Source organism: Sphingorhabdus sp. (assembly GCF_023910635.1).
Lineage (GTDB): Bacteria > Pseudomonadota > Alphaproteobacteria > Sphingomonadales > Sphingomonadaceae > Sphingorhabdus_B.
Genome location: NZ_JAAVVZ010000010.1, coordinates 1 through 21960, shown reverse-complemented (window position 1 = coordinate 21960; position 21960 = coordinate 1). Strand labels below are relative to the sequence as shown.

The 21960-nt window shown below is 56.9% G+C and carries 19 protein-coding genes; 10 read left to right on the top strand and 9 right to left on the bottom strand.

What is annotated here, in order from left to right; genetic code table 11:
- Positions 1-101: 101 nt before the first annotated feature.
- Both HEQ34_RS07720 and HEQ34_RS07715 read right to left on the bottom strand, forming a co-directional pair.
- The gene (locus HEQ34_RS07720) at positions 102-1310 is read right to left on the bottom strand and encodes a toxic anion resistance protein (protein WP_296199381.1); all 1209 of its coding nucleotides are present in this window, start codon (positions 1308-1310) and stop codon (positions 102-104) included.
- A gap of 83 nt (positions 1311-1393) precedes the next feature.
- A complete protein-coding gene (locus HEQ34_RS07715; protein ID WP_296199380.1) occupies positions 1394-2098 on the bottom strand; it encodes an arylesterase in 705 nt (234 codons plus the stop codon).
- Positions 2099-2139: 41 nt separating this feature from the next.
- Between HEQ34_RS07715 and HEQ34_RS07710 the strand changes: the two genes are divergently transcribed.
- Together HEQ34_RS07710 and HEQ34_RS07705 are read left to right on the top strand one after the other, a co-directional pair.
- Positions 2140-2811, top strand: coding sequence for an ATP-binding cassette domain-containing protein (locus HEQ34_RS07710; protein ID WP_296199511.1), 672 nt, complete (start codon positions 2140-2142; stop codon positions 2809-2811).
- A 142-nt stretch (positions 2812-2953) separates the two neighbouring features.
- On the top strand, positions 2954-5464 hold the full coding sequence (locus HEQ34_RS07705; protein WP_296199378.1) for an FtsX-like permease family protein: 2511 nt from the start codon (positions 2954-2956) through the stop codon (positions 5462-5464).
- Between the two features lie 254 nt (positions 5465-5718).
- Here the strand turns inward: HEQ34_RS07705 and HEQ34_RS07700 are convergent, their stop codons facing one another.
- Positions 5719-6771, bottom strand: a complete 1053-nt coding sequence (locus tag HEQ34_RS07700; RefSeq protein ID WP_296199376.1) for a bile acid:sodium symporter family protein — start codon at positions 6769-6771, stop codon at positions 5719-5721.
- Between the two features lie 39 nt (positions 6772-6810).
- On the opposite strand from HEQ34_RS07700, the gene typA reads away from it, so the two are divergent.
- On the top strand, positions 6811-8646 hold the full coding sequence (typA, locus tag HEQ34_RS07695) for a translational GTPase TypA (protein WP_296199373.1): 1836 nt from the start codon (positions 6811-6813) through the stop codon (positions 8644-8646).
- Between the two features lie 59 nt (positions 8647-8705).
- Here the strand turns inward: typA and HEQ34_RS07690 are convergent, their stop codons facing one another.
- Positions 8706-9917: an NAD(P)/FAD-dependent oxidoreductase gene (locus HEQ34_RS07690; protein ID WP_296199371.1), complete on the bottom strand. Its 1212-nt coding sequence runs from the start codon at positions 9915-9917 to the stop codon at positions 8706-8708.
- Positions 9918-9981: 64 nt separating this feature from the next.
- Between HEQ34_RS07690 and HEQ34_RS07685 the strand changes: the two genes are divergently transcribed.
- Complete coding sequence (locus HEQ34_RS07685) at positions 9982-10272, top strand: DUF3297 family protein (RefSeq protein WP_296199369.1); 291 nt, start codon at positions 9982-9984, stop codon at positions 10270-10272.
- On the opposite strand, the gene HEQ34_RS07680 is transcribed toward HEQ34_RS07685, so the two are convergent.
- Positions 10269-11408 (bottom strand): serine hydrolase, encoded by a 1140-nt coding sequence (locus HEQ34_RS07680; protein WP_296199367.1) that lies wholly within the window; start codon positions 11406-11408, stop codon positions 10269-10271. The genes HEQ34_RS07685 and HEQ34_RS07680 overlap by 4 nt on opposite strands.
- 31 nt (positions 11409-11439) lie before the next feature.
- Between HEQ34_RS07680 and HEQ34_RS07675 the strand changes: the two genes are divergently transcribed.
- Positions 11440-11814: a hypothetical protein gene (locus HEQ34_RS07675; RefSeq protein ID WP_366934848.1), complete on the top strand. Its 375-nt coding sequence runs from the start codon at positions 11440-11442 to the stop codon at positions 11812-11814.
- 1 nt (position 11815) lies between these two features.
- Here the strand turns inward: HEQ34_RS07675 and HEQ34_RS07670 are convergent, their stop codons facing one another.
- Positions 11816-12343 carry a hypothetical protein gene (locus tag HEQ34_RS07670; protein WP_296199365.1) on the bottom strand — a complete coding sequence of 176 codons (528 nt, stop codon included), beginning with the start codon at positions 12341-12343 and terminating at the stop codon, positions 11816-11818.
- 32 nt (positions 12344-12375) lie between these two features.
- Positions 12376-13500 (bottom strand): tRNA 2-thiouridine(34) synthase MnmA, encoded by a 1125-nt coding sequence (gene mnmA / locus HEQ34_RS07665; RefSeq protein ID WP_296199364.1) that lies wholly within the window; start codon positions 13498-13500, stop codon positions 12376-12378.
- A gap of 170 nt (positions 13501-13670) precedes the next feature.
- On the opposite strand from mnmA, the gene HEQ34_RS07660 reads away from it, so the two are divergent.
- The 5 genes from HEQ34_RS07660 to HEQ34_RS07640 all read left to right on the top strand — a co-directional run bounded on the left by HEQ34_RS07660 (position 13671) and on the right by HEQ34_RS07640 (position 20378).
- Positions 13671-13925 (top strand): hypothetical protein, encoded by a 255-nt coding sequence (locus HEQ34_RS07660; protein WP_296199363.1) that lies wholly within the window; start codon positions 13671-13673, stop codon positions 13923-13925.
- Positions 13926-14037: 112 nt separating this feature from the next.
- Positions 14038-14337, top strand: a complete 300-nt coding sequence (locus tag HEQ34_RS07655) for a DUF1153 domain-containing protein (RefSeq protein WP_296199362.1) — start codon at positions 14038-14040, stop codon at positions 14335-14337.
- Positions 14338-14654: 317 nt separating this feature from the next.
- On the top strand, positions 14655-15830 hold the full coding sequence (locus HEQ34_RS07650; RefSeq protein ID WP_296199361.1) for an efflux RND transporter periplasmic adaptor subunit: 1176 nt from the start codon (positions 14655-14657) through the stop codon (positions 15828-15830).
- A 27-nt stretch (positions 15831-15857) separates the two neighbouring features.
- Entirely contained in the window at positions 15858-19001 is a 3144-nt protein-coding gene (locus HEQ34_RS07645; protein ID WP_296199360.1) for an efflux RND transporter permease subunit, read from the top strand.
- A 168-nt stretch (positions 19002-19169) separates the two neighbouring features.
- Positions 19170-20378, top strand: a complete 1209-nt coding sequence (locus HEQ34_RS07640; RefSeq protein ID WP_296199509.1) for a DUF445 domain-containing protein — start codon at positions 19170-19172, stop codon at positions 20376-20378.
- Here the strand turns inward: HEQ34_RS07640 and HEQ34_RS07635 are convergent.
- Positions 20375-21055, bottom strand: a complete 681-nt coding sequence (locus HEQ34_RS07635) for a 5'-methylthioadenosine/S-adenosylhomocysteine nucleosidase (RefSeq protein ID WP_296199507.1) — start codon at positions 21053-21055, stop codon at positions 20375-20377. The two genes, HEQ34_RS07640 and HEQ34_RS07635, sit on opposite strands and share 4 nt — an antisense overlap.
- Positions 21056-21174: 119 nt before the next feature.
- The coding region (locus HEQ34_RS07630) for an alpha/beta fold hydrolase (RefSeq protein ID WP_296199359.1) at positions 21175-21960 on the bottom strand (786 nt) is incomplete at its 5' end.

Sequence of the window (21960 nt, the reverse complement as noted above, 5' to 3'; positions counted from 1 at the left end):
GCCGGAGATATAAATGTGTACAACGCTGGTCGCTCAATGCCGCAAGTTCCGGCCATAAATTCCCGCTTTCGCGGGAATGATGAAGATATGTTGGTCAACACTTACCCCTCCAACGCCGCGAGCAAACCGCTGTCCTGGGTAGCCTTCACCGCCTGCGCCTGACCTTCGGCGCGGGCGATATAGCCCTTGGACTTTTCGACCTCTTTCTCAAGCGCGTCCGACGTCTGCTTCATGCTGTCGAGCGCCTTCAGCTTAAAGGTGTCGATGGCATCCATCGTATCGTAAATATTCTGAAACGCGCGGCTTAACGTTTCCAGCGGAATAGTCGCACCCGCAGCTTGTTCATGAATACGCGCGGTATTGTCGCGTAGCAATTTGCCAGTGCTGTCGATGATATTCGCCGTTGTGGTGTTCAACGATGTGATTTGGTCCAATACCAGTTTCTGGTTCGTCATTGCCTGCGCCACCGTGACCGCCGTACGCAGCGCGCCCACGGTGGTTGTCGATGCGCGGTCAACGCCCTTTACCAACTCGACATTGTTCTTTTTCACCAGATCAAGCGCAAGATAGCCCTGCACCGTCACGGCCATTTGCGTTAGCAAGTCCTGCGTCCGCTGGCGCACATAGAATAACGCACTTTCCTTAATCGCGCGTGACTTGGCTGGGTCGGACAATTCCAACTCCGCAGATTTTTCCTCAAGCTTGGCATCAAGCTGCTTTGACATGACGATCATCTGCTCAAGCTTGCCCATGGCAACCCACAGATTTTGACGTTCTACATCAATGGCGGCATTGTCCATCAATAGCTCGTCCTTGCCGTTGCCAAGCCGCCCGAGGATCGAGCTGATATGCGTTTGCGAACTTTGATAGCTGTCGAAATAATTGCGTAATTTACTGCCAAAGGGGATGATTCCAAACAGCTTCTGCTTGGTCATCAGATTGCCCTTTTTGGAAGGGTCTAAATCTTCAACAACGCGGCGCAATTCGGCCAAATCCGCCCCAACGCCAGACTCGGCGTCCATGCGGCGGATGGGTTTATCAAGAAAGCGGTTCGACTGCGCCGATGCCTCCATGATTTCCTTGCGGCCCATATTGGTAAGCTGGTCAACCCGCTTGCCGAATTCAGGGCTGTTAACGTCCTGCGCAATCAGGTCAGCGACATAGGCCTCAACCCGCTGTGCCAGCTTGCTTTGCTGCTCATCGGTTACCGGGACCAGCCCCATCGCCTGTTGCGGGGTCACGGTCGGCACAGGGTCCGGCGGTGTAAGCTTCAGATCTTGCACGGTCTGGGTTGCGGTTTCAGTCGACATGGCCAAAAATCCCTCTGTCATTGGATATGACATCAAATGGAACGAGTGCGCGACCATTTCAAGCACTTCCGTCCCTAGCTGTATTATTTTTCTAATACAGCTTCGTCTTGCCGCTTCAAGGCGGCTTCGATCAGCGGGGATAATCCTTCGACAACCCGCGACACGCCCTTGGCATTGGGATGGATGTTATCCGGCAGCATTAAGGCCGAATCCGTCACTACGCCATCGAGGAAAAAAGGGTAAAGCGAAGCACCATATGTATTGGCCAGATCCGGGAAAATCCCGTTGAAAGAATTTACATAATCTGCACCTAGATTGGGCGCGGCCAACATGCCCGTCAGCACCACTGGAATGTCTCGGCGTTTCAACTCGTCCATCATCGCGCTCATGTTCGCTTTGGTTTCTGCAGGTTTGATGCCGCGCAACATATCATTGCCGCCAAGGCCAAGCACCACCAGGTCAGGCTTTCGGTCAAGATTATCGAGCACGAAGGCCAGCCGCGTTTTACCTGCTGCTGTGGTGTCCCCCGACACCCCGGCATTATGAACCCGCGCGTTAATGCCTCCCGCTTGCAACGCCGCCTGCAATACCGGAGCCAGCCCTTCCTTTGGCGCAAGGCGGTACCCGGCATAGAGGCTGTCGCCGAACGCAACGACCAATTGGTCATACTGCGCGACCTTAGCCGTTTCCTGAACGTCAGTCTTATTTTCGGCTACAGGATTTGACCCGCATCCCGACAACCCTTGGATTGTGACGCATAACGCCCCATATAGCCAAAAACTTCTCATAAGGATTTTCCTTGCACGCTCCTATCACTCACCAAACGGATATGGCAATCCGCGCGGCAAATGTCACCCTCAGCCTTGGCAGCAACGACGCATCCGTGTCGATTTTACGCGGCGTAGACCTTGAAGTGCCCTATGACAGCAGCGTCGCGTTGCTTGGGCCGTCAGGATCAGGCAAATCTTCTTTGATGGCGGTGCTGGCCGGGTTGGAGCAAGCCAGCGGTGGCACTGTGCTTGTCGATGGCCTGGATTTTACTAAGCTGGATGAAGACGAACTCGCGCGTGCGCGGCGTGGACGCATCGGCATTGTGTTGCAGGCGTTTCACCTGTTGCCGACCATGACCGCACTTGAGAATGTCGCTATCCCGTTGGAGCTGGCTGGTCTGAAGGACCCGTTTGGCCGCGCGCAAAGCGAGCTTGAAGCCGTCGGCCTTGGTCATCGGCTCACCCATTATCCATCCCAATTGTCCGGCGGCGAACAGCAACGTGTTGCCATCGCCCGCGCCATGGCCGCAGGGCCAAAGATCATCTTTGCCGATGAACCAACAGGCAATTTGGATGGGTCCACAGGCACGGCCATTATCGACCTCTTGTTCGACCGCCGCGCCGCATTGGGCGCGACTTTGTTAATTATCACCCACGACCCCGAACTTGCCCGCAAATGTGACCGGGTGATTTCCATGCAGGATGGCCACGTGGTGGAGAGCGCGGCTTGATTGGCGAACAACAGATCCTCCCCGTTTCGGGGAGGTGGCAGTGCGGAGCACTGACTGAGGGGGGCCTGCGCCCCGCGCTGAGCCAATTGCCCCCTCCACCCCGCTTCGCGCGGCCCCCCTCCTTGTTCCGAGGAGGATTTAGATGAGCCTCTCCCTCGCCGCCATTTGGCGCATTTCGCGCCGTGACCTGTCTGCGCGTATCCGCGGGCTCCGGTTGTTGGCGATTTGCCTATTCCTGGGCGTCGCGACGCTCGCGGCTATTGGCAGCTTGACCGCTGGCATAGCCGATGAACTATCACGGCGTGGTCAGACGATCCTTGGCGGCGATGTCGAAATCGGAATCGCGCAACGCGCCGCAACGCAGGCGGAAATGGCAGCCATGCGCAAAGCCGGCATAGTTTCCGAAACCATCCGTTTGCGGGCAATGGCCATAGGCGCACAAGTTGGCAGCGACAGCCTGCTTGCCGAGTTGAAAGCAGTCGACAATATCTACCCGCATTATGGCGCGTTGACCCTGCGCGATGGCGGCAATGTTAAGGCACCGGCCGAGGGCGAAATCTACATTGGGCAAACCTTGTCCGAACGGCTCGACATTCAAACAGGTGGAACCGTCCGCTTTGGGGAGGCGCGGTTTAAGGTCGCAGGTGTCATCGCCGAAGAACCCGACCGCTTGGGCGAGGGCTTCACGCTTGGTCCAGTAGCCATCATCAACATGAAATCTTTGCCAGATACGGGCCTAATCCAGCCGGGCAGCATGTATGAGGCAAAATACCGCATCAAACTATCCGCGAACGAAGACGCCCCCGCCGTAGCAAAGGCACTTGAGGCGCAGTTCCCGTCGGCGGGTTGGGACATTACGGATCGTTCCAACGGTGCACCCGGCACAAGGCGCTTCATTGAGCGTATGGGGCAGTTCCTGACGCTTGTCGGCCTTGCCGCCTTGGTTATTGCGGGCATTGGCGTCGGCAACGGCGTCAGCAGCTATCTGGCCAGCAAGCGCGCCAGCATTGCGACATTGAAGGTTACGGGCGCAGACAGTGGCACAATATTCCGCATCTATATGCTTCAAATCCTGACCGTTGCCGCAGGTGCGGTTATCGCCGGACTTGCGGTGGGTAGCGTTATGCCTATGGTCATTGGCTGGGTGGCTGGCGACATATTGCCGGTCGCACCGGGCTTTAACCTGCATCCCTTGCCGTTGCTCGTCAGCGCAATCTATGGCCTGTTGATCGCCATTGCCTTTGCCCTGCCGCCCTTGGCCCGTGCGCGCACGGTGCCCGCCGCTGGCCTATTCCGCGCGATTGTGGAAGGCAACGCCCGCATCGACCGGCGCAGCGCGGTGTGGGTGGTCTCGGCTATCCTCGCAATCATCGCGCTTGCGGTGGTGACGGCACGAGAGCCTTTGTTCTCGCTCGCCTTTATCGGCGCGGCCTTTGGCCTGCTGTTGCTGCTCACGGGCATTGCGTGGTTGCTGCGTTTCATCGCCTTACGCGTCCCGCGGCCAAAGGCTCCCTTGCCGCGCCTCGCGCTTGCCAACCTGCATCGCCCCGGTGCGCAGACGCAGGCATTGGTCGTGGCGCTTGGCCTTGGCCTTACCTTGTTCGTGACGCTCGCGGCCATTCAAACCAGCATCAACAATGAAATCAAAAACAGCGTCCCCGACCGCGCGCCAAGCTTCTTTGCATTGGATATCCCGCGTGAGGGCGCAGCGATATTCACGCAAATGGTGAAGGACGCCGACCCCAAAGCTACCATCAATATGATCCCCGCCTTGCGCGGCACTATCGTTGAATTTGGCGGCCAGCGTGTGGATCAATTGGAAGAACTGCCCGAAGGCGCATGGATCCTTAACGGAGATCGCGGACTGACCTACAGCAGCGTCCTGCCGAGGGGTAGTGAGATTGTCGCGGGCACATTTTGGCCAGCGGATTATGATGGTCCCGCCTTGGTCAGCCTTGAGGCAGAAGCCGCCGAAAGCTTGGGCGTTGGGGTGGGTGATACCCTGACCATCAGCTTGCTCGGCGTTGAGGTTCCCGCCAAGATCGCATCCTTACGCACCGTCAAATGGGATAATTTCGGCCTGAATTATGTGATGGTGTTTTCGCCGGGAAGCTTGGACGCCGCGCCACACAATATGGTTGCGACTTTGACCGTGTCGAAGCCCGCCGAGCGCATATTGGCAAAATCTATCCCGCCCGCATTCCCGTCCTCGTCGCTGATTGAGGTCGGCGAAGTGACGTCGCAGATCACAATATTGCTCACGCAAATGGCGCAGGCCATTGCCGCTGCGGCATCCATCGCCATCTTGGCCGGAATCGCCGTGCTCGTTGGCGCGATTGCCGCTGCCCGCCAGTCGCGCATTTACGACAGCGTCATCATGAAAATGCTGGGCAGCACAAGGCGGCAGATATTGGGCGCGCAGGCGTTAGAATATGGGATATTGGCGGTGCTGCTCGGGTTGGTATCGCTGCTGCTTGGCATGTCGGCGGCATATTATGTCGTGGTCGAAATATTCGATTTCAGCTTTACGCCGGATTATTCGATACTGGCGTTGACGCTCATTGGCGGCGCAGGTGTGACCTTTGTGCTGGGTATCGTCGGATCACTCCCGATCTTAGCGGCGCGGCCATCGGAAGCGCTGCGGAGCCTTTGAAATTTCACCTTAGTGCTGATCCTGTCGAAGCACGCCTGACGGATAAACGCCCTTCGACAGGCTCAGGGCTACGGTTCGACATTCTTCGACAAATGCTCAGCCTTTAATCTCCCCATCGACTTGCGATGGGGAGGTGGATTGACCGGGCGTCAGCACGGGCAAGACGGAGGGGCACTCAACGCTGCTGCCCCTCCGTCATCCGAAGCTATCGCTTCGGCTGCCACCTCCCCATCGCAAGTCGATGGGGAGACACGTTACGCATCTTTCGCCAAATGCGTGGCCAATGGCGCAGACAATATCAACTGCGCCATATGATAAATCAGCGTCGGCAACAGGACCATTCCCGCGATTGCGGGCGGGAATATCGTCGCAGCCAACGGCGCGCCAATGGCGATGCTTTTCTGCCCACCCGAAAACAGCATGGTAATCCGGTCGCCGCGCGGTAGCTTCATAGCCCCGCTTATGGCCCAAGCCCCGCCAAAGCCAACCAGCAGCATGACCGACAAAGCCAATGCCAACCACGCAAGCTCATCACCGCGCACGATGCTCCATATCCCCGCCACAACCGCGCCTGAAAACGCCACATAGACCGCGATGGCAATCGAGATGCGGTCCATCCAAGTCGCCACATCCTTGTTGCGGTCTACCCATGGTTTGCACCAACGCTGCGCCATCTGGCCGAGCGCAAAGGGCAGGAGCAGAATGAGCGTTATGCGGCCAATCGCTGCGCCTGAAATATCCGCCTCCCCCACATGCGCCAACACCGCCAGGAGCAAAGGTGACAACAGTACACCGATCAGATTGACCAAAGCTGCCGCGACAACCGATGCCGCCACATTGCCTTTGGCCAAGGCGCAATAGGCCGCAGCCGACTGCACAGTGGAAGGCAGGATGCCTGTAAACAGCAACCCCAAGGCAAGTGTCGGCGGTAAGATATTGTCGAAAACATGCGACAGAGCCAATCCGGTGGCCGACATCACGCCAAATACGAAAAAGAAAATCGCCCCCTGCAACCGCCAATTGCGCACGCCATTCATCACTTCGTGTCGGGGCAAGCGCACGCCGTTCAGGAAAAACAGCAGAAATATCGCCGCCAATGAAATCAATGACGCGACCTGCGCTGCTTGGCCCCGCACGGGAAGCAGGCTCGCCAACAATATCGTGGCGAGCAGGAGCATGACAAAGCGATCAGCGAAGATACGAGCGAACATCCAAGCGCTTTGACGCTTGCAATCGCGTATTGCAACACCAGCGATGTTGCGCTGCAGCGCATATTGCGTTAATGGCCCGCGAGAATCTGGTGGCATGTGGCCGCTATGAAGACCTTCCAAAAGGCCCATTTCCAAATGTCATTGCGTAACATCGCCATCATCGCGCACGTCGATCACGGCAAAACCACTCTTGTTGACCAACTGTTTCGGCAGTCGGGCACCTTCCGCGACAATCAGCGTATCGAAGAGCGCGCGATGGATTCGAACGATCTCGAAAAAGAACGCGGCATCACCATTCTTGCCAAGTGCACCTCGGTTGAGTGGGACGACCACAAGGGCGAAAAAACCCGCATCAACATCGTCGATACACCGGGCCATGCCGACTTTGGCGGCGAAGTTGAACGCATCTTGTCGATGGTTGACGGCGTCATCCTGTTGGTTGACTCATCCGAAGGCGCGATGCCCCAGACGAAGTTCGTAACGGGCAAGGCGCTGGCTTTGGGCCTTCGCCCCATCGTCGTCGTTAACAAGGTCGACCGTCCTGACGAACGTATTCAGGAAGTGTTGGACGAAGTATTCGATCTGTTCGTATCGCTCGATGCAACGGACGAGCAACTCGATTTCCCTGTGCTTTATGCCTCGGGTCGTAATGGCTATGCCTCAATTGACCCGAGCGCGCGTGAAGGCACGCTCACGCCGATGTTTGAAACCATCGTCAGCCATGTTCCAGAGCCAAAGGCAGATGTTGACGGCGAATTCAAAATGCTTGTCACCTTGCTTGACCGCGACAACTTCCTTGGCCGTATCCTGACCGGCCTCGTGCTGTCGGGTACCGTCAAGGTGAACCAACAGATCCACGCGTTGAACCCGGACGGCAAGATTGTCGAAACCGGCCGTGCATCCAAGATCATGTCGTTCCGAGGGCTGGAGCGCGTTCCTGTGGACGAAGCCAAGGCTGGCGACATTATCTCCATCGCCGGCATGACCACCGCGACCGTGGCAGACACGATTGCAGAGCCGACAGTGACCGAGCCATTGCAGGCGCAGCCAATCGATCCGCCAACATTGTCGATGCGTTTTTCGGTGAACGATAGCCCCATGGCTGGCCGTGAAGGCACGAAGGTTACGAGCCGCATGATCCGCGACCGCCTGATGCGCGAAGCCGAAAGCAACGTCGCCGTCCGTATCACTGAGGCCGAAGACAAGGACAGCTTTGAAGTCGCTGGTCGTGGCGAGCTTCAATTGGGCGTTCTTATCGAAACCATGCGCCGCGAAGGCTTTGAGCTTGGTATCAGCCGCCCACGCGTGCTGTTCCGCGAAGACGAACGGGGTCAGCGGACTGAGCCGTATGAAACCGTCGTCATCGACGTGGATGATGAATATTCGGGCACTGTCGTCGAAAAAATGGCTGTGCGTAAGGGCGACATGACCGATATGCGTCCATCGGGCGGCGGCAAGACCCGCATCACCTTCAGCGCGCCATCACGCGGTCTGATTGGTTATCATGGCGAATTCCTGTCCGACACGCGCGGTACGGGCATCATGAACCGCCTGTTTGAAAAATATGGCCCGCATCGTGGTCATATTGAAGGCCGCAAAAACGGCGTGCTGATTTCCAACGGCGCTGGCGAAGCAGTTGCTTACGCCCTTGGCCCATTGGAAGAGCGCGGTATCCTGATGGTCTCGCCAGGCGAAGCCTTGTATGAAGGCATGATCATCGGCGAAAATGCCAAGCCAGATGACCTCGAAGTAAACCCAATGAAGTCGAAGCAGCTGACGAACTTTCGTTCGACTGGCAAGGACGACGCCATCCGCCTCACACCGCCCAAGCGCCTGACGCTTGAGCAAGCCATTGCCTATATTGATGACGATGAAATGGTTGAGGTCACGCCGAAGAATATCCGCCTGCGCAAGCGTTTGTTGGACCCCAATGAGCGGAAAAAAGCATCGCGCGCCAAACAGGCGGCATAATGAAAAGGGCGTCGATTTCGGCGCCCTTTTTCTTTGGGCAACGGCCCTCGGTTATGGCCCTAAATGGCCTCCCCTGCCGCGACGCCGCTGGCCCACGCCCATTGAAAATTATAGCCGCCGAGCCAACCCGTGACGTCCACCGCCTCGCCTATACAATATAATCCTGGCATTTTCTTCGCCTCCATCGTCTTTTGCGACAGGCCATCGGTGCTGATCCCGCCCAATGTCACCTCTGCCTTGGCATAGCCCTCACTGCCATTGGGGACGAATGGCCAGTTGCCGAGTAGCGTCCCCGCACCCACCAATTTCCGGTCGTTTTGGTCGGCGAGGTTGCCGAGTAGCCCAATTTTGGCGGCGAGCGCTTCGGCCAAGCGCGCAGGCAAGACGCGGTCCAATGTTGACCGCAAAGTCGCACGTGGCCGTGCGCGTTTTTCGGATAATAATAATTCGGTGGCATCCAGTGATGGCAGAAAATCAATCTCGACTTGGTCGCCGGGGCGCCAATAGCTGCTGATTTGAAGCACTGCGGGGCCGCTGAGCCCCCGATGGGTGAACAATGCGGCCTCGCGGAATGCAGCTTTTCCATGCTTTGCAACCACTTCAGACGATACCCCCGACAATTCACGGAACAACACATCATCACCACCCAGCGTTAGCGGGACCAAGGCGGGTCGTGGCTCAACAATTTTCAATCCGAACTGTCGCGCAAGATCATAGGCAAAGGCGGTAGCACCCATTTTCGGAATGCTTGGGCCGCCGGTCGCAATCACCAATGCCGCGCCTTGCGCGTGCACATTGTTGTAGGTGACATGATAGTTGCTGCCATCATGGGTCACTTCACCCAAGGGTGCATCGAACACGAAATCGACCCGGCCACCAAAGCCCGCCGATTTGTCACATTCCGCCATCAGCATGGCGACAATCTGCCGCGCGGAACCGTCGCAGAATAATTGCCCCAGCGTCTTTTCATGGAAAGCGATATTGTGCGCGTTCACCAGATCGATAAAATCCTGCGGCGTATATCGGCCCAAAGCTGACTTCGCGAAATGCGGGTTGGCCGATAGATAGCGTTCTTGCGCGTGTGTGGTGGTCGCATTCACATTGGTGAAATTACATCGTCCGCCGCCGGAAATAAGGATTTTCTTGCCCGGTCCCGTGGCGTGATCAATCACCAGCACGCGCTTTGCGCGTTGCCCGGCGGTCAAAGCGCACATCAGACCTGCGCCACCGGCACCAAGGATAATCGCGTCATAATTGTTTGAATGTGCCATTTCGTTCCCCTGCACTGCCCGCGCTATATTGCCAAGTGCTATGCTTTGCGGCACAGCGCGCATCATGACTGAAGAAACGAAATCCGCGGGCCCCAACACCCCGCCCGATCACCTGTCGATTAACCCGATGAGCCCGCATTTCGACGGCGACTTGCTGTCGCGTGGTATTGGCATTCGCTTCAAAGGCGAAGTCCGCACCACCGTTGAGGAATATTGCATTTCCGAAGGCTGGATCAAGGTTCAGGCTGGAAAGGCACGCGACCGAAAAGGCAATCCGTTGCTGATCAAGCTCACCGGCCCGGTCGAAGCATGGTTTGAAGACCTTGGCGACGACGCGCCCGTGGCGAAGCTTTAGGACTTCGGAAAAGCCGAAATCAGCTTGGCCAGTTGGTCGTTGACAGGATCAAGCTGATCATCCGGGGTGTTGCCGAGCCGCACAATCGTGAGGCGGTGCTGCGGTGACACCACCACAAATTGTCCCAAATGTCCCAATGCGGCGAAGACATCCGATGGCGCCTTGCCGGGAAACAGCACTTGATCGCGACCTTCCTTGCGTGTCCGGTTCAACCATATATGCGCGCCATAGCTTGCATCGGTTTTGCTTGGCGTCTTCATAAAGCGCATCCAGCTTGTGGGCATCAATTGTGCGGAGCGCACCGAGCCATTGTTCCGCAAAAATTCGCCAAATTTTGCCCAATCACGCGCGGTGGCGTGGATAATGCTTCCGCCGAGCATTGTGCCGTTGCGGTCAAATTCAGGTAGGGCGCTTGTCATGCCCAAAGGTTCAAACAAACGGCCACGCGCATATTCCAACATCGCATCCCGGCGCACAACGGGATCTTTGCTGTCCGTCAACGACCGCGTCATTATGTCGGCAAGAATATGGCTGGTGGCCGTGCTATATTCGTACTTCTCGCCCGGAACGGCCTCCAAGGGACGCGTTTCAGCATAGCGTGCAACATCTTCGCGGCCATCGAGAAACAGCATGCGCGGCGTGTCCGCATCAAAAATCTCGACACTGCCTTCCGCCATTTCAGTATGGTCCAGACCCGACGACATATGAAGCAAATGGCGCAATGTTATCGCCGCACGACCATCGCGGGGCGCTTGCCATTCGGGCACGATTGCGGGTTCATCTAAGGCCAGCCGACCGTCCGCCACCATCATGCCAACCAAGACGCCAGTCACGCTTTTGGCCATGGACCAGCTGATAAGCCTGGAGTCCGGTCCATATCCCGGCGCGTAGCGTTCGGCGACAACACGCCCGCCATGCATAACGACCAACGCGCGAGTTTCACCAACCAGTGGATCTTCAAAAAAGGGGGCTATAGCAGCGGTAAGCTTTGCTTGGCTAATCACCGCGTCATCGACGGCCATGCTAAAGCCCGGTTCAGCAGGCTTTGCGGGTGGCTCAGCGGCGCATCCAGATAGGCTGAGCGCAGCGATGGCGCAAAAAGCGGTTGCGGCGAGGTGGATTTTGTTTCTAGGCATAGGATGCTTCGATTTACCAAATGGAGAGCTTATGGCAACCGCAACTTCGACCCAAAGACCAAAAGCGCCGCATCCGCGGTTTAAGACGTTGAAAATTGTCGGTGCCGTCATCGTTCTGTGTGCGGCGCTGTGGCTGTTATGGAACTGGAGCAGCATCAAGGGACAGGCGCAGGTTGGCGCAGCTTATGGTGCACATGTCACCTGCTCGTGCCGCTATATGCAAGGTCGCGATATGGCATCGTGTGAAACCGACAAGGAAAAAGGCATGGAGATGGTGCGCTTGAGCGACGATCCCGAAAACAAACGCGTCTATGCATCAGTGCCATTTCTGGCCGAGGCTGTGGCGGAACAGCGCGGTGCCTTTGGTTGTATCCAATTGAACGCGGCGGAAATCGAGGCGCTTTGAGCTAACGTTTCGCCGGAACAAGAATGAACGCCGAACATAGCAACTCGGTCGCGCCCCCAGCGAGGGCGACAAATGCCGGCGTGATGCCGAACCATAAAGCGACGGCGGCGATGATAATCAAAACCAGGCCAAGCATCAAAAACAGACGCATTCCATATACCGTCTGGAACACCAGATAGCGTGCCCCCACGGCCAAGAGGGCAATGGCGAAGAACCAATCACCATAAGTCCCGCTGACCAGATAGGCGATGGCAAGGCCAATGATGAGGAACGCGGTAGATTGCAGCGCGAGCATCTCCATGGGGTTCGGCGCGCGCGCCCGGCCGCGATAAAATACCCGCCGGGCAAGTAACAGCGACAAAGGATGGATTAACATGCCGCCGAAAAACAACGCGGCCATGCCGGAAAACAGGTCGACATATAAAGTGACCGCCCCTGCGATCACCCATACCAGCCCGGATACGAAAATACCGACCCCACCGTTGACATAAGCCCGGCGCATGTCGCGTTGTGCTTCCCTCAAATGCATCCTGAACATCCCTTTCAGTGAAGCGCATATTGTTAAGCGGCAGAGGCCATCTCCACCGCCAGTGTCTCTTCGATCCAGCCGCCGCCAAGCACGCGGTCGCCGTCATATAATGCGGCCGCCTGTCCCGGCGCAACGCCATATTCGGGCACGTCAAAACGAAGCCATTCGCCATCCAGACGCGCAGGCACAGGGCGGGACATAGACCGCACCTTTGCCATTACCGGCCGGTTGCCGATATCGGAAAGCCAGTTGGCATCAATGATACGCGCGGCTTGGACGGCAAGCGCCGCACGCGGCCCGACAATCACACGCTGCGTCGCGGCATCAAGGCGGATGACATATAAAGGCACAGCCTGCCCGCCAACCTCAAGCCCTTTACGCTGCCCAACGGTGTAATGGATGAGGCCCTTGTGCTGGCCCAGAATGCGGCCATCCAGATGGACAATGTCCCCGCCGACTTCGGCATCAGGCCGAATTTTTCTGACAACGCTGGCATAATCCCCATCGGGTACAAAACAGATGTCCTGACTATCGGGCTTCATCGCCACGATTAATCCCATTTCCTGCGCAATGGCCCGAACGTGCGGTTTAGGCATGCCGCCCAAGGGAAAGCGGAGATAATCCAATTGGTCTTGCGTGGTCGCAAACAGAAAATAGCTTTGGTCGCGTGCCGGGTCAGCGGCGCGGTGCAGTTCGGCTCCATTTGGCCCTTCGACGCGGCGGACATAATGGCCGGTACTAAGGCAATCTGCTCCCAATTCCCGCGCGAGGCGGAAAAGATCGGTGAATTTCACGCCCATATTGCATCGCACGCAAGGGATAGGCGTCCGGCCAGCCATATATTCATCGGCGAAATGGTCGATCACCGATTCGCGAAAGCGGCTTTCATGGTCAAAAACATAATGCGCAATGCCAAGCTTATCGGCGACGGCGCGTGCGTCGCGTATGTCCTGTCCGGCGCAGCATGCCCCTGCCCGTTTTACGGCGCTACCATGATCATAAAGTTGTAATGTGACGCCAATAGTTTCCGCGCCCGTGCGCGCCGCGAGCGCCGCCACAACCGAGGAATCAACGCCGCCCGACATGGCAACGACGATCCGCTTACCTGTAAGGTCGGGGCCAAGTTGGAAATCAGAATGATATATGTCATCGGTCATGGGATTGCCTCCCTAGAAGCTTCGTCGGCGAATTGCCAGTTTTCTGAAGGGTTTCCAAGGACCATTCCATTGTCGCTCCGGATCAAATGCTGAAGGGCGTTAATCTGTCTTAACAACGATTGAACGGCGCCTTTACCACCTGTTAGACTTTATGCGGGTAAGCCCGTCGCATGAAAATGAATTTTCCCCATCACGCGCTGCGTAAATATGCGCAGACGCCTGAGGACAAGGCCAAAGGCGTGCTCGACGCGGCGCGTGCGCGGCAGGCGAAAAGTCCGACCGTGCGTAGTTTGCGTCGTGCAGAACATGGCAACATTGCCGATGGCGACAATCTGGCCGCGCGCATTCACTGTTTCGCCGCAGAACCAGACACGGGAATAGCAGTACGGGGTTCTTTTTGGCAAAAAGCGGAGCAACAAAAATGAATGAACAACCTGTTTACCAATCCGCTTCATTCAATATCAAAAATCGAATGCTATTTCCTGCCAGAACAGGAAAAACATCAAACCTTGTCGGGCACGGAGCAGAAAAAAAGTCATGATTGAAAATCAAAAATTCCGTCCGTCGCAAGTCATTGGCCCCTTGGGTGAACCACTCACCCTCGACAGCCTGCCGCCTCCGGGCACGACCCGTTGGGTTGTCCGCCGCAAGGCGGAGGTCGTGGCTGCTGTCAATGGTGGGTTGTTGTCCATCAACGACGTTTGTGAACGCTATTACCTAACGCTTGAGGAATTCGCATCGTGGCAGCGTGCGGTCGACCGGTCGGGCATGCCCGGTCTGCGGGTAACCCGCATTCAACATTATCGTTGCCTATATGAACGGCAGCAAAAATACTGAACTGAAACGTCGCATGGGTAAAATCGGCCATTACTACGGCCATTTAACGCTGCCTTATGCGGTAAACTATTCTCCTTAGACATGCGTATAACGCCACGCAGTCGGCTCTGCGTGGTTCTTCTTGATGTTGTTTGTCGAAACTTAGGGTCAGGACCTATTGTTACGCATGGGTATTTGCGATATTCTATGCGCTATTAAAGCGTTTATCCTGTGGCGTTCTGCGGCTTGCGGACAGTGACTTATTGGGGTAATACAGCCATAATATGAACAAATTGGGGGCGTATGCTTTCCCCGCATTTATTATTTGGAACCCCGGTATGAATTACGAAACGACGATGAGCGCTACGCTAAATGGTGAGATTCTGCAGGACAACCGCGATCGGAACCAGCGTCGGGTCCGCATTGCAGCCATCATCGTGGCGATACTGATTATAGCGGGGGCCGCTTATTATTTCTTCGGTAGCGGCTCCACTGCGCCCGTTGATGCCGATAAGGCTGGCCAAGCGCAGACCGTGACCGTGGTAGCTCCGGGTCGCGATAGCGTGGTGCGCGCGATTAACGCGACCGGCACATTGGCCGCACGCCGCGAAATTCCCGTCGGCGTCGTTGGTGAAGGTGGACGCGTGCTACAGGTGTATGTCGATGCAGGCGACTGGGTGACACAAGGCGAAGTCTTAGTGAGCGTTGACCGTTCGGTACAAACGCAACAGGCCGCCGCGCTTGAGGCGCAGATCGGCGTCGCCCGCGCAGACCTGCAGCTTGCCCAAAACGAACTCGACCGTGCGATGCAGTTGGTTGAGCGTGGTTTTGTTTCCAAGGCAGATGTTGATCGCAAGACCGCCAATCGCGACGCCGCCCGCGCGCGGGTGAGTGTCGCCAACGCGCAACTGGCCGAAACCCGCGCCCGCAATGCGCGGCTTGATGTCCGTGCCCCTGTTTCGGGCTATGTGCTGGAACGCAATGTGGAGACCGGACAGACGGTGTCCGCAGGCAGCGGCATATTGTTCCGCATCGCCAAGGATGGCCAGTTGGAGCTTCAGGCAAAGCTGAGCGAAGATGATCTGGCGCAGATCGCCGTCGGCATTCCTGCTTCGGTGACGCCTGTTGGCGTTGATCGGGTGTTTGAAGGCAATATCTGGCAGATTTCGCCGATGATTGACCCGCAGAGCCGTCAGGGCATGGCGCGTGTTGCCTTGCCATTTGACAAGGCATTGCGCCCCGGTGGATTTGCGTCGGTAGAAATCAAATCGGGCGCAATGACGGCACCAGTTCTGCCTGAATCCGCCGTTCAAACCGGCCGCGAAGGCAGCTTTGTGTATATTGTCGGCAAGAATAACAAGGTGCAGCAGCGCCTGGTGAAGCTTGGCCCAGTGACCGCCAATGGCTTGATTATTGAAGAAGGCTTGGACGGCACCGAACGCGTCGTTCTTTACGCGGGCGGCTTCCTCAACCCGGACGAAACGATCAATCCCAAACTGTTGAAGAAACAGTAAGTCGTTGGGCCATTCGGGATATATATCATGAATTTAAATAACATTTCTGCATGGTCCATCCGCAATCCGGTGGTGCCGATCGTCTTGTTCCTCGCACTCACCCTTGCCGGAATCATGTCGTTCCGGAATATGGAAGTGCAGAATGAACCTGATATTGAATTCCCGGTTGTTGTTGTCTCGATTTCGCAACCCGGCGCTGCGCCAACCGAAATCACCACACAGATAACGCAAAAGGTCGAATCCGCGATCCGCAGTGTGCAGGGCGTTCGCAACATTGATGCCAGCTCAAGCGAAGGTAACACGACGGTCAGCGCCGAATTCGAAATTGGCGACGACATCAATGCCGCAGTCAGCGAAGTCAAAAACGCCGTCGACCAAATCCGCAGCGACCTGCCCGATGGCATATTGGAGCCGCAGATTTTCAAGGTTGCTACATCCAGCGAACCAATCGCCTATTTCGCGGTCGAAGCCAGCGACATGACGCTGGAGCAACTCAGTTGGTTCGTGGACGATAGCGTTGCACGCCGCTTGCTCGCTGTCGAAGGCATGGCCTCGGTCAGCCGCAATGGCGGCGTAAACCGTGAAATCCGCGTCGTCCTTGACCCTGCGAAAATGCAATCATTGGGCGTAAGCGCGAGCGCGATTAACGCGGTCCTGCGCCAACAAAATATCAACGCATCGGGTGGTCAGTCGCAAATTGCCGGATCACGCCAATCGGTCCGCGTGCTTGGCAACGCCACCGACGCCTTCGCGCTGAGCCAGACGCAGATTAGCCTTGGCGGCGGCCGCTCCATCAAATTGGCCGATGTCGCCGAAGTTACTGACGGCTTCAGCGAACAGAAAGCCATGGCCTTTGCGGGCGGCAAACAAGTCGTCACCTTCAGCATGTCGCGCGCCAAGGGCGCGTCCGACGTCACCGTCTTCGATGATGCGATGGTCAAAATCGCGGAAATCGAAAAAGAAAATCCCGGCATCAAATTCGTTACTTTGTTCAACAGCGTAGATTACACCAAGGGCCAGTATAAAAGCTCCATGGCCGCGATGATCGAAGGCGCGTTGCTTGCCATCGTCGTCGTTTTCCTGTTCCTGCGCGATTGGCGGGCAACGATTATTTCGGCGATTGCCATTCCGTTGTCGGCCATTCCAACTTTCTGGTTTTTGGACCTTTTGGGCTTCACGCTGAACACCATGTCGCTCTTGGCGCTTGGTCTTGTGGCCGGGGTATTGGTCGATGACGCCATTGTCGAGATTGAAAACATCGTCCGGCATATGCGGATGGGCAAATCGGCCTATCAGGCGTCGATTGATGCCGCCGACGAAATCGGCCTTGCGGTGGTTGCGACGACATTTTCGATTGTCGCGGTGTTCCTGCCCGTTGGCCTCATGCCCGGCGTTGCTGGACAATTCTTCAAGAATTTCGGTCTGACGGTGGTCGCTTCGGTTCTGATGAGCCTTGCCGTGGCGCGGATGATTACGCCAATGATCGCGGCCTATTTCCTGAAAGCCGACGGTATGGCCGAACATGGCGAGGCCGGCTGGATCAACAAATATATGAAAATTTTGCGCTGGTCGCTGGGTCACCGCCGTTGGATGATGGGCATTGGTGCGCTGGCGCTCGCGCTGACGGTCGTCTTGCTTGTCGTCCTGCCAAAGCAGTTCTTCCCCGATGGTAATACCGATTTCAGCCGTATTCGCATCGAAATGGTTCCCGGAACCACGTTGGAGCGCACGCGTGAGATCAGCAGCGAAGCCGCGGCAATCGTCGAGCGGCAGCCTGAAGTCAAAACGGCATTGCAAAGCGTGCGCGAAGGCGGCGCCAGCATTTTCATCACCTTGCATGAGGACCGGGCCCGGACCAGTCAGGAATTCGAAGAAGATCTAACGCCTTTGCTCACCAAAATCGCGGACGCACGTGTTACGTTTCTGGCTAACGGCCCGGACGGTGGTGGTGGTGGTTCTGGCCGCGACGTTTCGGTCATGTTGTCAGGATCAGACCCCAGTATACTTGACCGGACAGCGGCAACTTTGGTCGAGCAGATGAAGACGCTGCCCGAATTGCGTGCGCCGCGTATCTCCGCTGATTTGCAGCGTCCCGAATTGATCATAACGCCGCGCAACGACCTTGCGTCGCAGCTTGGCGTATCGACCGTGGCGCTCAGCCAGACAATCCGCGTTGCTACGCTGGGCGATATTGATCAGAATAGCGCAAAATTCTCACTGTCGGATCGTCAAATCCCGATCCGCGTCATGCTCGCCAAGGAATCGCGTCAGGACTTGGATGTCATCCGCAACCTGCCCGTGCCATTAGCGAGCGGCGGGTCTGTGCCCCTGTCCCGCGTGGCGGACATCAGCTTTGGCGCTGGCCCAACCTCAGTTCAACGTCGAAATCAGAATTTCCGTATCTTCATTGGCGCGGATTTTGCGCCCGGTATCGTTTCGTCGGAGGCGGACAAGAAAATTAACAAGCTTCCCATCATGGAAAATCTGCCCACCGGCGTGTCCCGCGCACCTTTCGGGTCTCAGGAATGGGAGGCGGAAATGCAAAAAGACTTCATGGTCGCCTTGGTGTCCGGAACATTGTTGGTTTTTGCGGTGCTGGTGCTTTTATACCATCGTTTCATGTCGCCTTTGGTCAACATGGGTTCGTTGTTGCTCGCACCATTGGGCGGCTTGCTGGCGCTTGCCTTGGTTGGCCAGCCAATATCTATGCCGGTGTTCATCGGCGTTTTGATGCTCTTTGGTATCGTCGCGAAAAACTCCATATTGTTGATCGATTTTGCGATTGAGGAAATGGCCCGCGGCGTGCCCAAATTCCAAGCGATTATGGAGGCTGGGCATAAACGCGCGCAGCCAATCGTTATGACCACCGTTGCCATGACCGCCGGCATGGTCCCCACCGCGCTTTCATTGGGCGGTGACGGCCAATGGCGCTCGCCCATGGGCACGGTCGTGATCGGCGGCTTGATCGTGTCGACCTTGCTGACCTTGCTGATCGTCCCTGCGGGTTTCAGCCTGGCCGACGGGTTTGAAAAGCGCGTTGGGCCATGGCTGCGCACGCGATTGCTGACCTATGATCCTGCAAAGCATAAAGAGAATGTTACAGAGCCAGCTAAGCCGACGGACAACGCCCCGAGCAAAGGCGACCTGGGCGGACTTCAGCCAGCCGAGTGAAATGGTGGCCGCGCCGCCACTTATCGTCGTCATCCTGAACGCGTTTCAGGATGACGATGGGTGGCGTTTTTTACACACTCCTTTAAGGTCGGCCGTGTGAAAGCTATAAACCAACTCGGCCTGTCGGAAAAAGCGCGCTATGCGGAGCGCGATGCCGAACTGCGCCAGATGCGGATTATCGCAACGGCCTTGTTGCTGTGTATGGCCGCTTTGTTCGTATTCGGCAGATATATGGAAACGCGTTACGACGGCTATTGGGGCTTTTTAAGGGCCTTTGCCGAGGCTGGGATGGTTGGTGGCCTGGCCGACTGGTTTGCCGTCACAGCGCTCTTCAGACACCCTTTAGGCATACCCATTCCGCACACCGCGATCATTCCGAATAACAAGGAACGGCTTGGCCGCACTTTGGCCAGTTTCCTGCGCACCAATTTCCTGACAACCAAGGTCGTGGCCCGCCGCGTGCAGCGCATGGATGTCGCAGGCGCAATGGGCAAGTTCCTAAGCGCGCCATCGGGCGGCGAAGGCCGGATGCGCATGGGGGCATCGCGCTTGATGGGGGATATCATCGCCGCGCTCGACGATGAACGATTGGGCGGCATCGCCAAGGGTGCCATTCGCAAGCAACTCGACAAACTCGACATCGCGCCTTTGCTGGGCCAGTTGCTGACCGCGATGATCCGCGAGAGGCGGCATATCCCTGTGCTCGACAGCATCATCAAATGGGCGTCGGCAACATTGGAGGCCAATGAACATCTGATCCGCGAAATGGTGGAGGAACGCGCCAATACGATCATGCGCTGGACCGGCCTTGATGACAAATTGGCCAATGCCATCGTCAACGGCCTCAACAAATTGCTCCACGACATGGCCGAGGACCCCGACCATCCTTTACGCGAAAAGGGCGAAGAGGGGCTCGCCAAGCTGGCCCATGACCTACGTCATGATAAAGAACTGCAAGCCAAGGTCGCGCATTGGAAGGGGCAATTGTTGGAAAACCCCGCAATGGGCAAATGGATCAACAGCCTGTGGGAGCAAGGTCGCGATGGCCTGTTAAAGGCGGCGCGTAACCCCGATGCCGCATTGGCCGGTAGCTTTGGCGATGCGCTCATCAAGCTTGGCGGCAATTTACAAGAAGACGCCCGGCTGAAACACCAAATCAACCGCTTCGCCCGCCGCGCCATTGTCGGCACGACCGAAAATTACGGCGATAACATCGTCCGTTTGGTGTCCGACACCGTCGCCCGCTGGGACGCATCCACCATCACCGACCGCGTCGAAAATGCCGTCGGCAGCGACTTGCAATTCATCCGCATCAACGGCACCTTAGTCGGCGGCCTGGCGGGGATTATCATCCACGCCATCGGCTTGTTGATTTAACCGCGCGGCAATTCCTCTATCATCCGCTCGGTGGCCTCTGCGGCCAAGCGGGCGGCGCGTTTTAGATTGGCCTGAAAATCGCCAGCGCTGTCGCCATTGGCATCATCGCTGGTCGCCTTAATCGCGGCCCATGGCACGTCCATACGCGCGGCGGCTTGTGCGACGGCGGCGGTTTCCATGTCGACGATATCGCCGTTGAGCGCCTGATGCAGCCTTTGGCCATGTTCAGCGCTTTCGACAAAACAATCGCTGGTGATGATGCGCACCTTGGGCAGGCCAGTGTCGGGCATGATGGCGGCACGGAAGGGTTCGGCATGCGCCTCCCCAATGGGCCAGGCCCCTGCCCGATAATGGACAAAGCCACCGGCGCGCGATGCGCCATAGTCGCCCTGCACGGCTTCGACGATCTGGAAGCAATGCCCGTCCCTGCCATTCAGCTTTCCAGCCGTGCCGACAACCAGCAGCAAGTCGGCACGATAATGTTCGACCAACATCATTGCCGCCATCGCTGCGTTCACTTTGCCAATGCCGCTGCAGGTAATTACGATGTTACGGCCTGCAAAAGGCACCTGCCGCACCATGAAGCCATGCAGCGCCTCGCTATTGGCGCTCTGGCCGGGAAATAACGCTGCTGCCTCGGCATCTACGCCGGTGATGATCCCAACAGTTTTGAACATACGCACTCAACCTCTTTATGCGGACACAAAAGAGCGTCTAACGCATAAATAGCGTAATTATGATGACAGTCATTGCCGGTTGGCAGAAAAACCAGGCGTTATGTGTAACAACCAGAGGGTCAGGCGGCCTTTCGTGCCCCGTCCGCATCGCGATCCAGAAACGCACGGATCTTCGCGATGCTCTCCTCAACATGGCTTAACAGGAACAAATGCCCGCCATTTTTGACCACGAACAATTCGCTGTTCGGAATGAGGAAATTCAAAAATTTGCCATTGGCCAGCGGAACAATCTGGTCATCATCACCCATCATGATGAGCGTTTCGGTTTTCATAAACGGCAGGAACGGCGCGCTCGTCCATCCCATCATCGCCATCAATTGATAGAAATATCCGGTTTTCGACGGCGGCGTAATGCGGCCAATATGCTCCGACTTGTTGCCCACCATACCGCCGTACAGCGTCTTGAAATGCTTCGCCATGAATTCGGGGTCGATATAGCGGCGCGGGTCGGCCATTTTGACGAGCGAAGCCGGGTTACCCGGGACCATCAACATGCCGGCGCTGGTCGCGACCAAGATAAGCTTGTTGGTGCGCGCAGTGTTCTGCAACGCAAATTGCTGCGCCATCGCTCCGCCCCAGCTTACGCCCATGACGTCGACAAGGGGCATGTCAAACCGGTCAAGCAACAATGCCGCAATCCGAGCCATCAGGATCGCATTATAAGGCACAACGGGGTCGGGCGACCCACCAATGCCGGGCATATCAAAGGTAATAAAGTCGCGATCATCGAGCAATTCCGCCATCGGCGCCATAGCCTCAATATTCGCGCCAATGCCGTTGAAGAACAATATCGGCAGCTTCGTCGTCGCCTTCGAAGCCCGCCAAACCGCCACCCGCAATGTCCG

Bases quoted from the DNA above. Each gene is read 5' to 3' on its own strand.
- HEQ34_RS07690 (WP_296199371.1), bottom strand. From the start codon at position 9,917: ATGGCACATTCAAACAATTATGACGCGATTATCCTTGGTGCCGGTGGC.
- typA (WP_296199373.1), top strand. From the start codon at position 6,811: ATGTCATTGCGTAACATCGCCATCATCGCGCACGTCGATCACGGCAAA.
- HEQ34_RS07720 (WP_296199381.1), bottom strand. From the start codon at position 1,310: ATGTCGACTGAAACCGCAACCCAGACCGTGCAAGATCTGAAGCTTACA.
- mnmA (WP_296199364.1), bottom strand. From the start codon at position 13,500: ATGACCGATGACATATATCATTCTGATTTCCAACTTGGCCCCGACCTT.
- HEQ34_RS07650 (WP_296199361.1), top strand. From the start codon at position 14,655: ATGAATTACGAAACGACGATGAGCGCTACGCTAAATGGTGAGATTCTG.
- HEQ34_RS07675 (WP_366934848.1), top strand. From the start codon at position 11,440: ATGGCAACCGCAACTTCGACCCAAAGACCAAAAGCGCCGCATCCGCGG.
- HEQ34_RS07635 (WP_296199507.1), bottom strand. From the start codon at position 21,055: ATGTTCAAAACTGTTGGGATCATCACCGGCGTAGATGCCGAGGCAGCA.
- HEQ34_RS07700 (WP_296199376.1), bottom strand. From the start codon at position 6,771: ATGCCACCAGATTCTCGCGGGCCATTAACGCAATATGCGCTGCAGCGC.
- HEQ34_RS07680 (WP_296199367.1), bottom strand. From the start codon at position 11,408: ATGCCTAGAAACAAAATCCACCTCGCCGCAACCGCTTTTTGCGCCATC.
- HEQ34_RS07705 (WP_296199378.1), top strand. From the start codon at position 2,954: ATGAGCCTCTCCCTCGCCGCCATTTGGCGCATTTCGCGCCGTGACCTG.
- HEQ34_RS07685 (WP_296199369.1), top strand. From the start codon at position 9,982: ATGACTGAAGAAACGAAATCCGCGGGCCCCAACACCCCGCCCGATCAC.
- HEQ34_RS07715 (WP_296199380.1), bottom strand. From the start codon at position 2,098: ATGAGAAGTTTTTGGCTATATGGGGCGTTATGCGTCACAATCCAAGGG.
- HEQ34_RS07670 (WP_296199365.1), bottom strand. From the start codon at position 12,343: ATGCATTTGAGGGAAGCACAACGCGACATGCGCCGGGCTTATGTCAAC.
- HEQ34_RS07710 (WP_296199511.1), top strand. From the start codon at position 2,140: ATGGCAATCCGCGCGGCAAATGTCACCCTCAGCCTTGGCAGCAACGAC.
- HEQ34_RS07660 (WP_296199363.1), top strand. From the start codon at position 13,671: ATGAAAATGAATTTTCCCCATCACGCGCTGCGTAAATATGCGCAGACG.
- HEQ34_RS07645 (WP_296199360.1), top strand. From the start codon at position 15,858: ATGAATTTAAATAACATTTCTGCATGGTCCATCCGCAATCCGGTGGTG.
- HEQ34_RS07655 (WP_296199362.1), top strand. From the start codon at position 14,038: ATGATTGAAAATCAAAAATTCCGTCCGTCGCAAGTCATTGGCCCCTTG.
- HEQ34_RS07640 (WP_296199509.1), top strand. From the start codon at position 19,170: ATGCGGATTATCGCAACGGCCTTGTTGCTGTGTATGGCCGCTTTGTTC.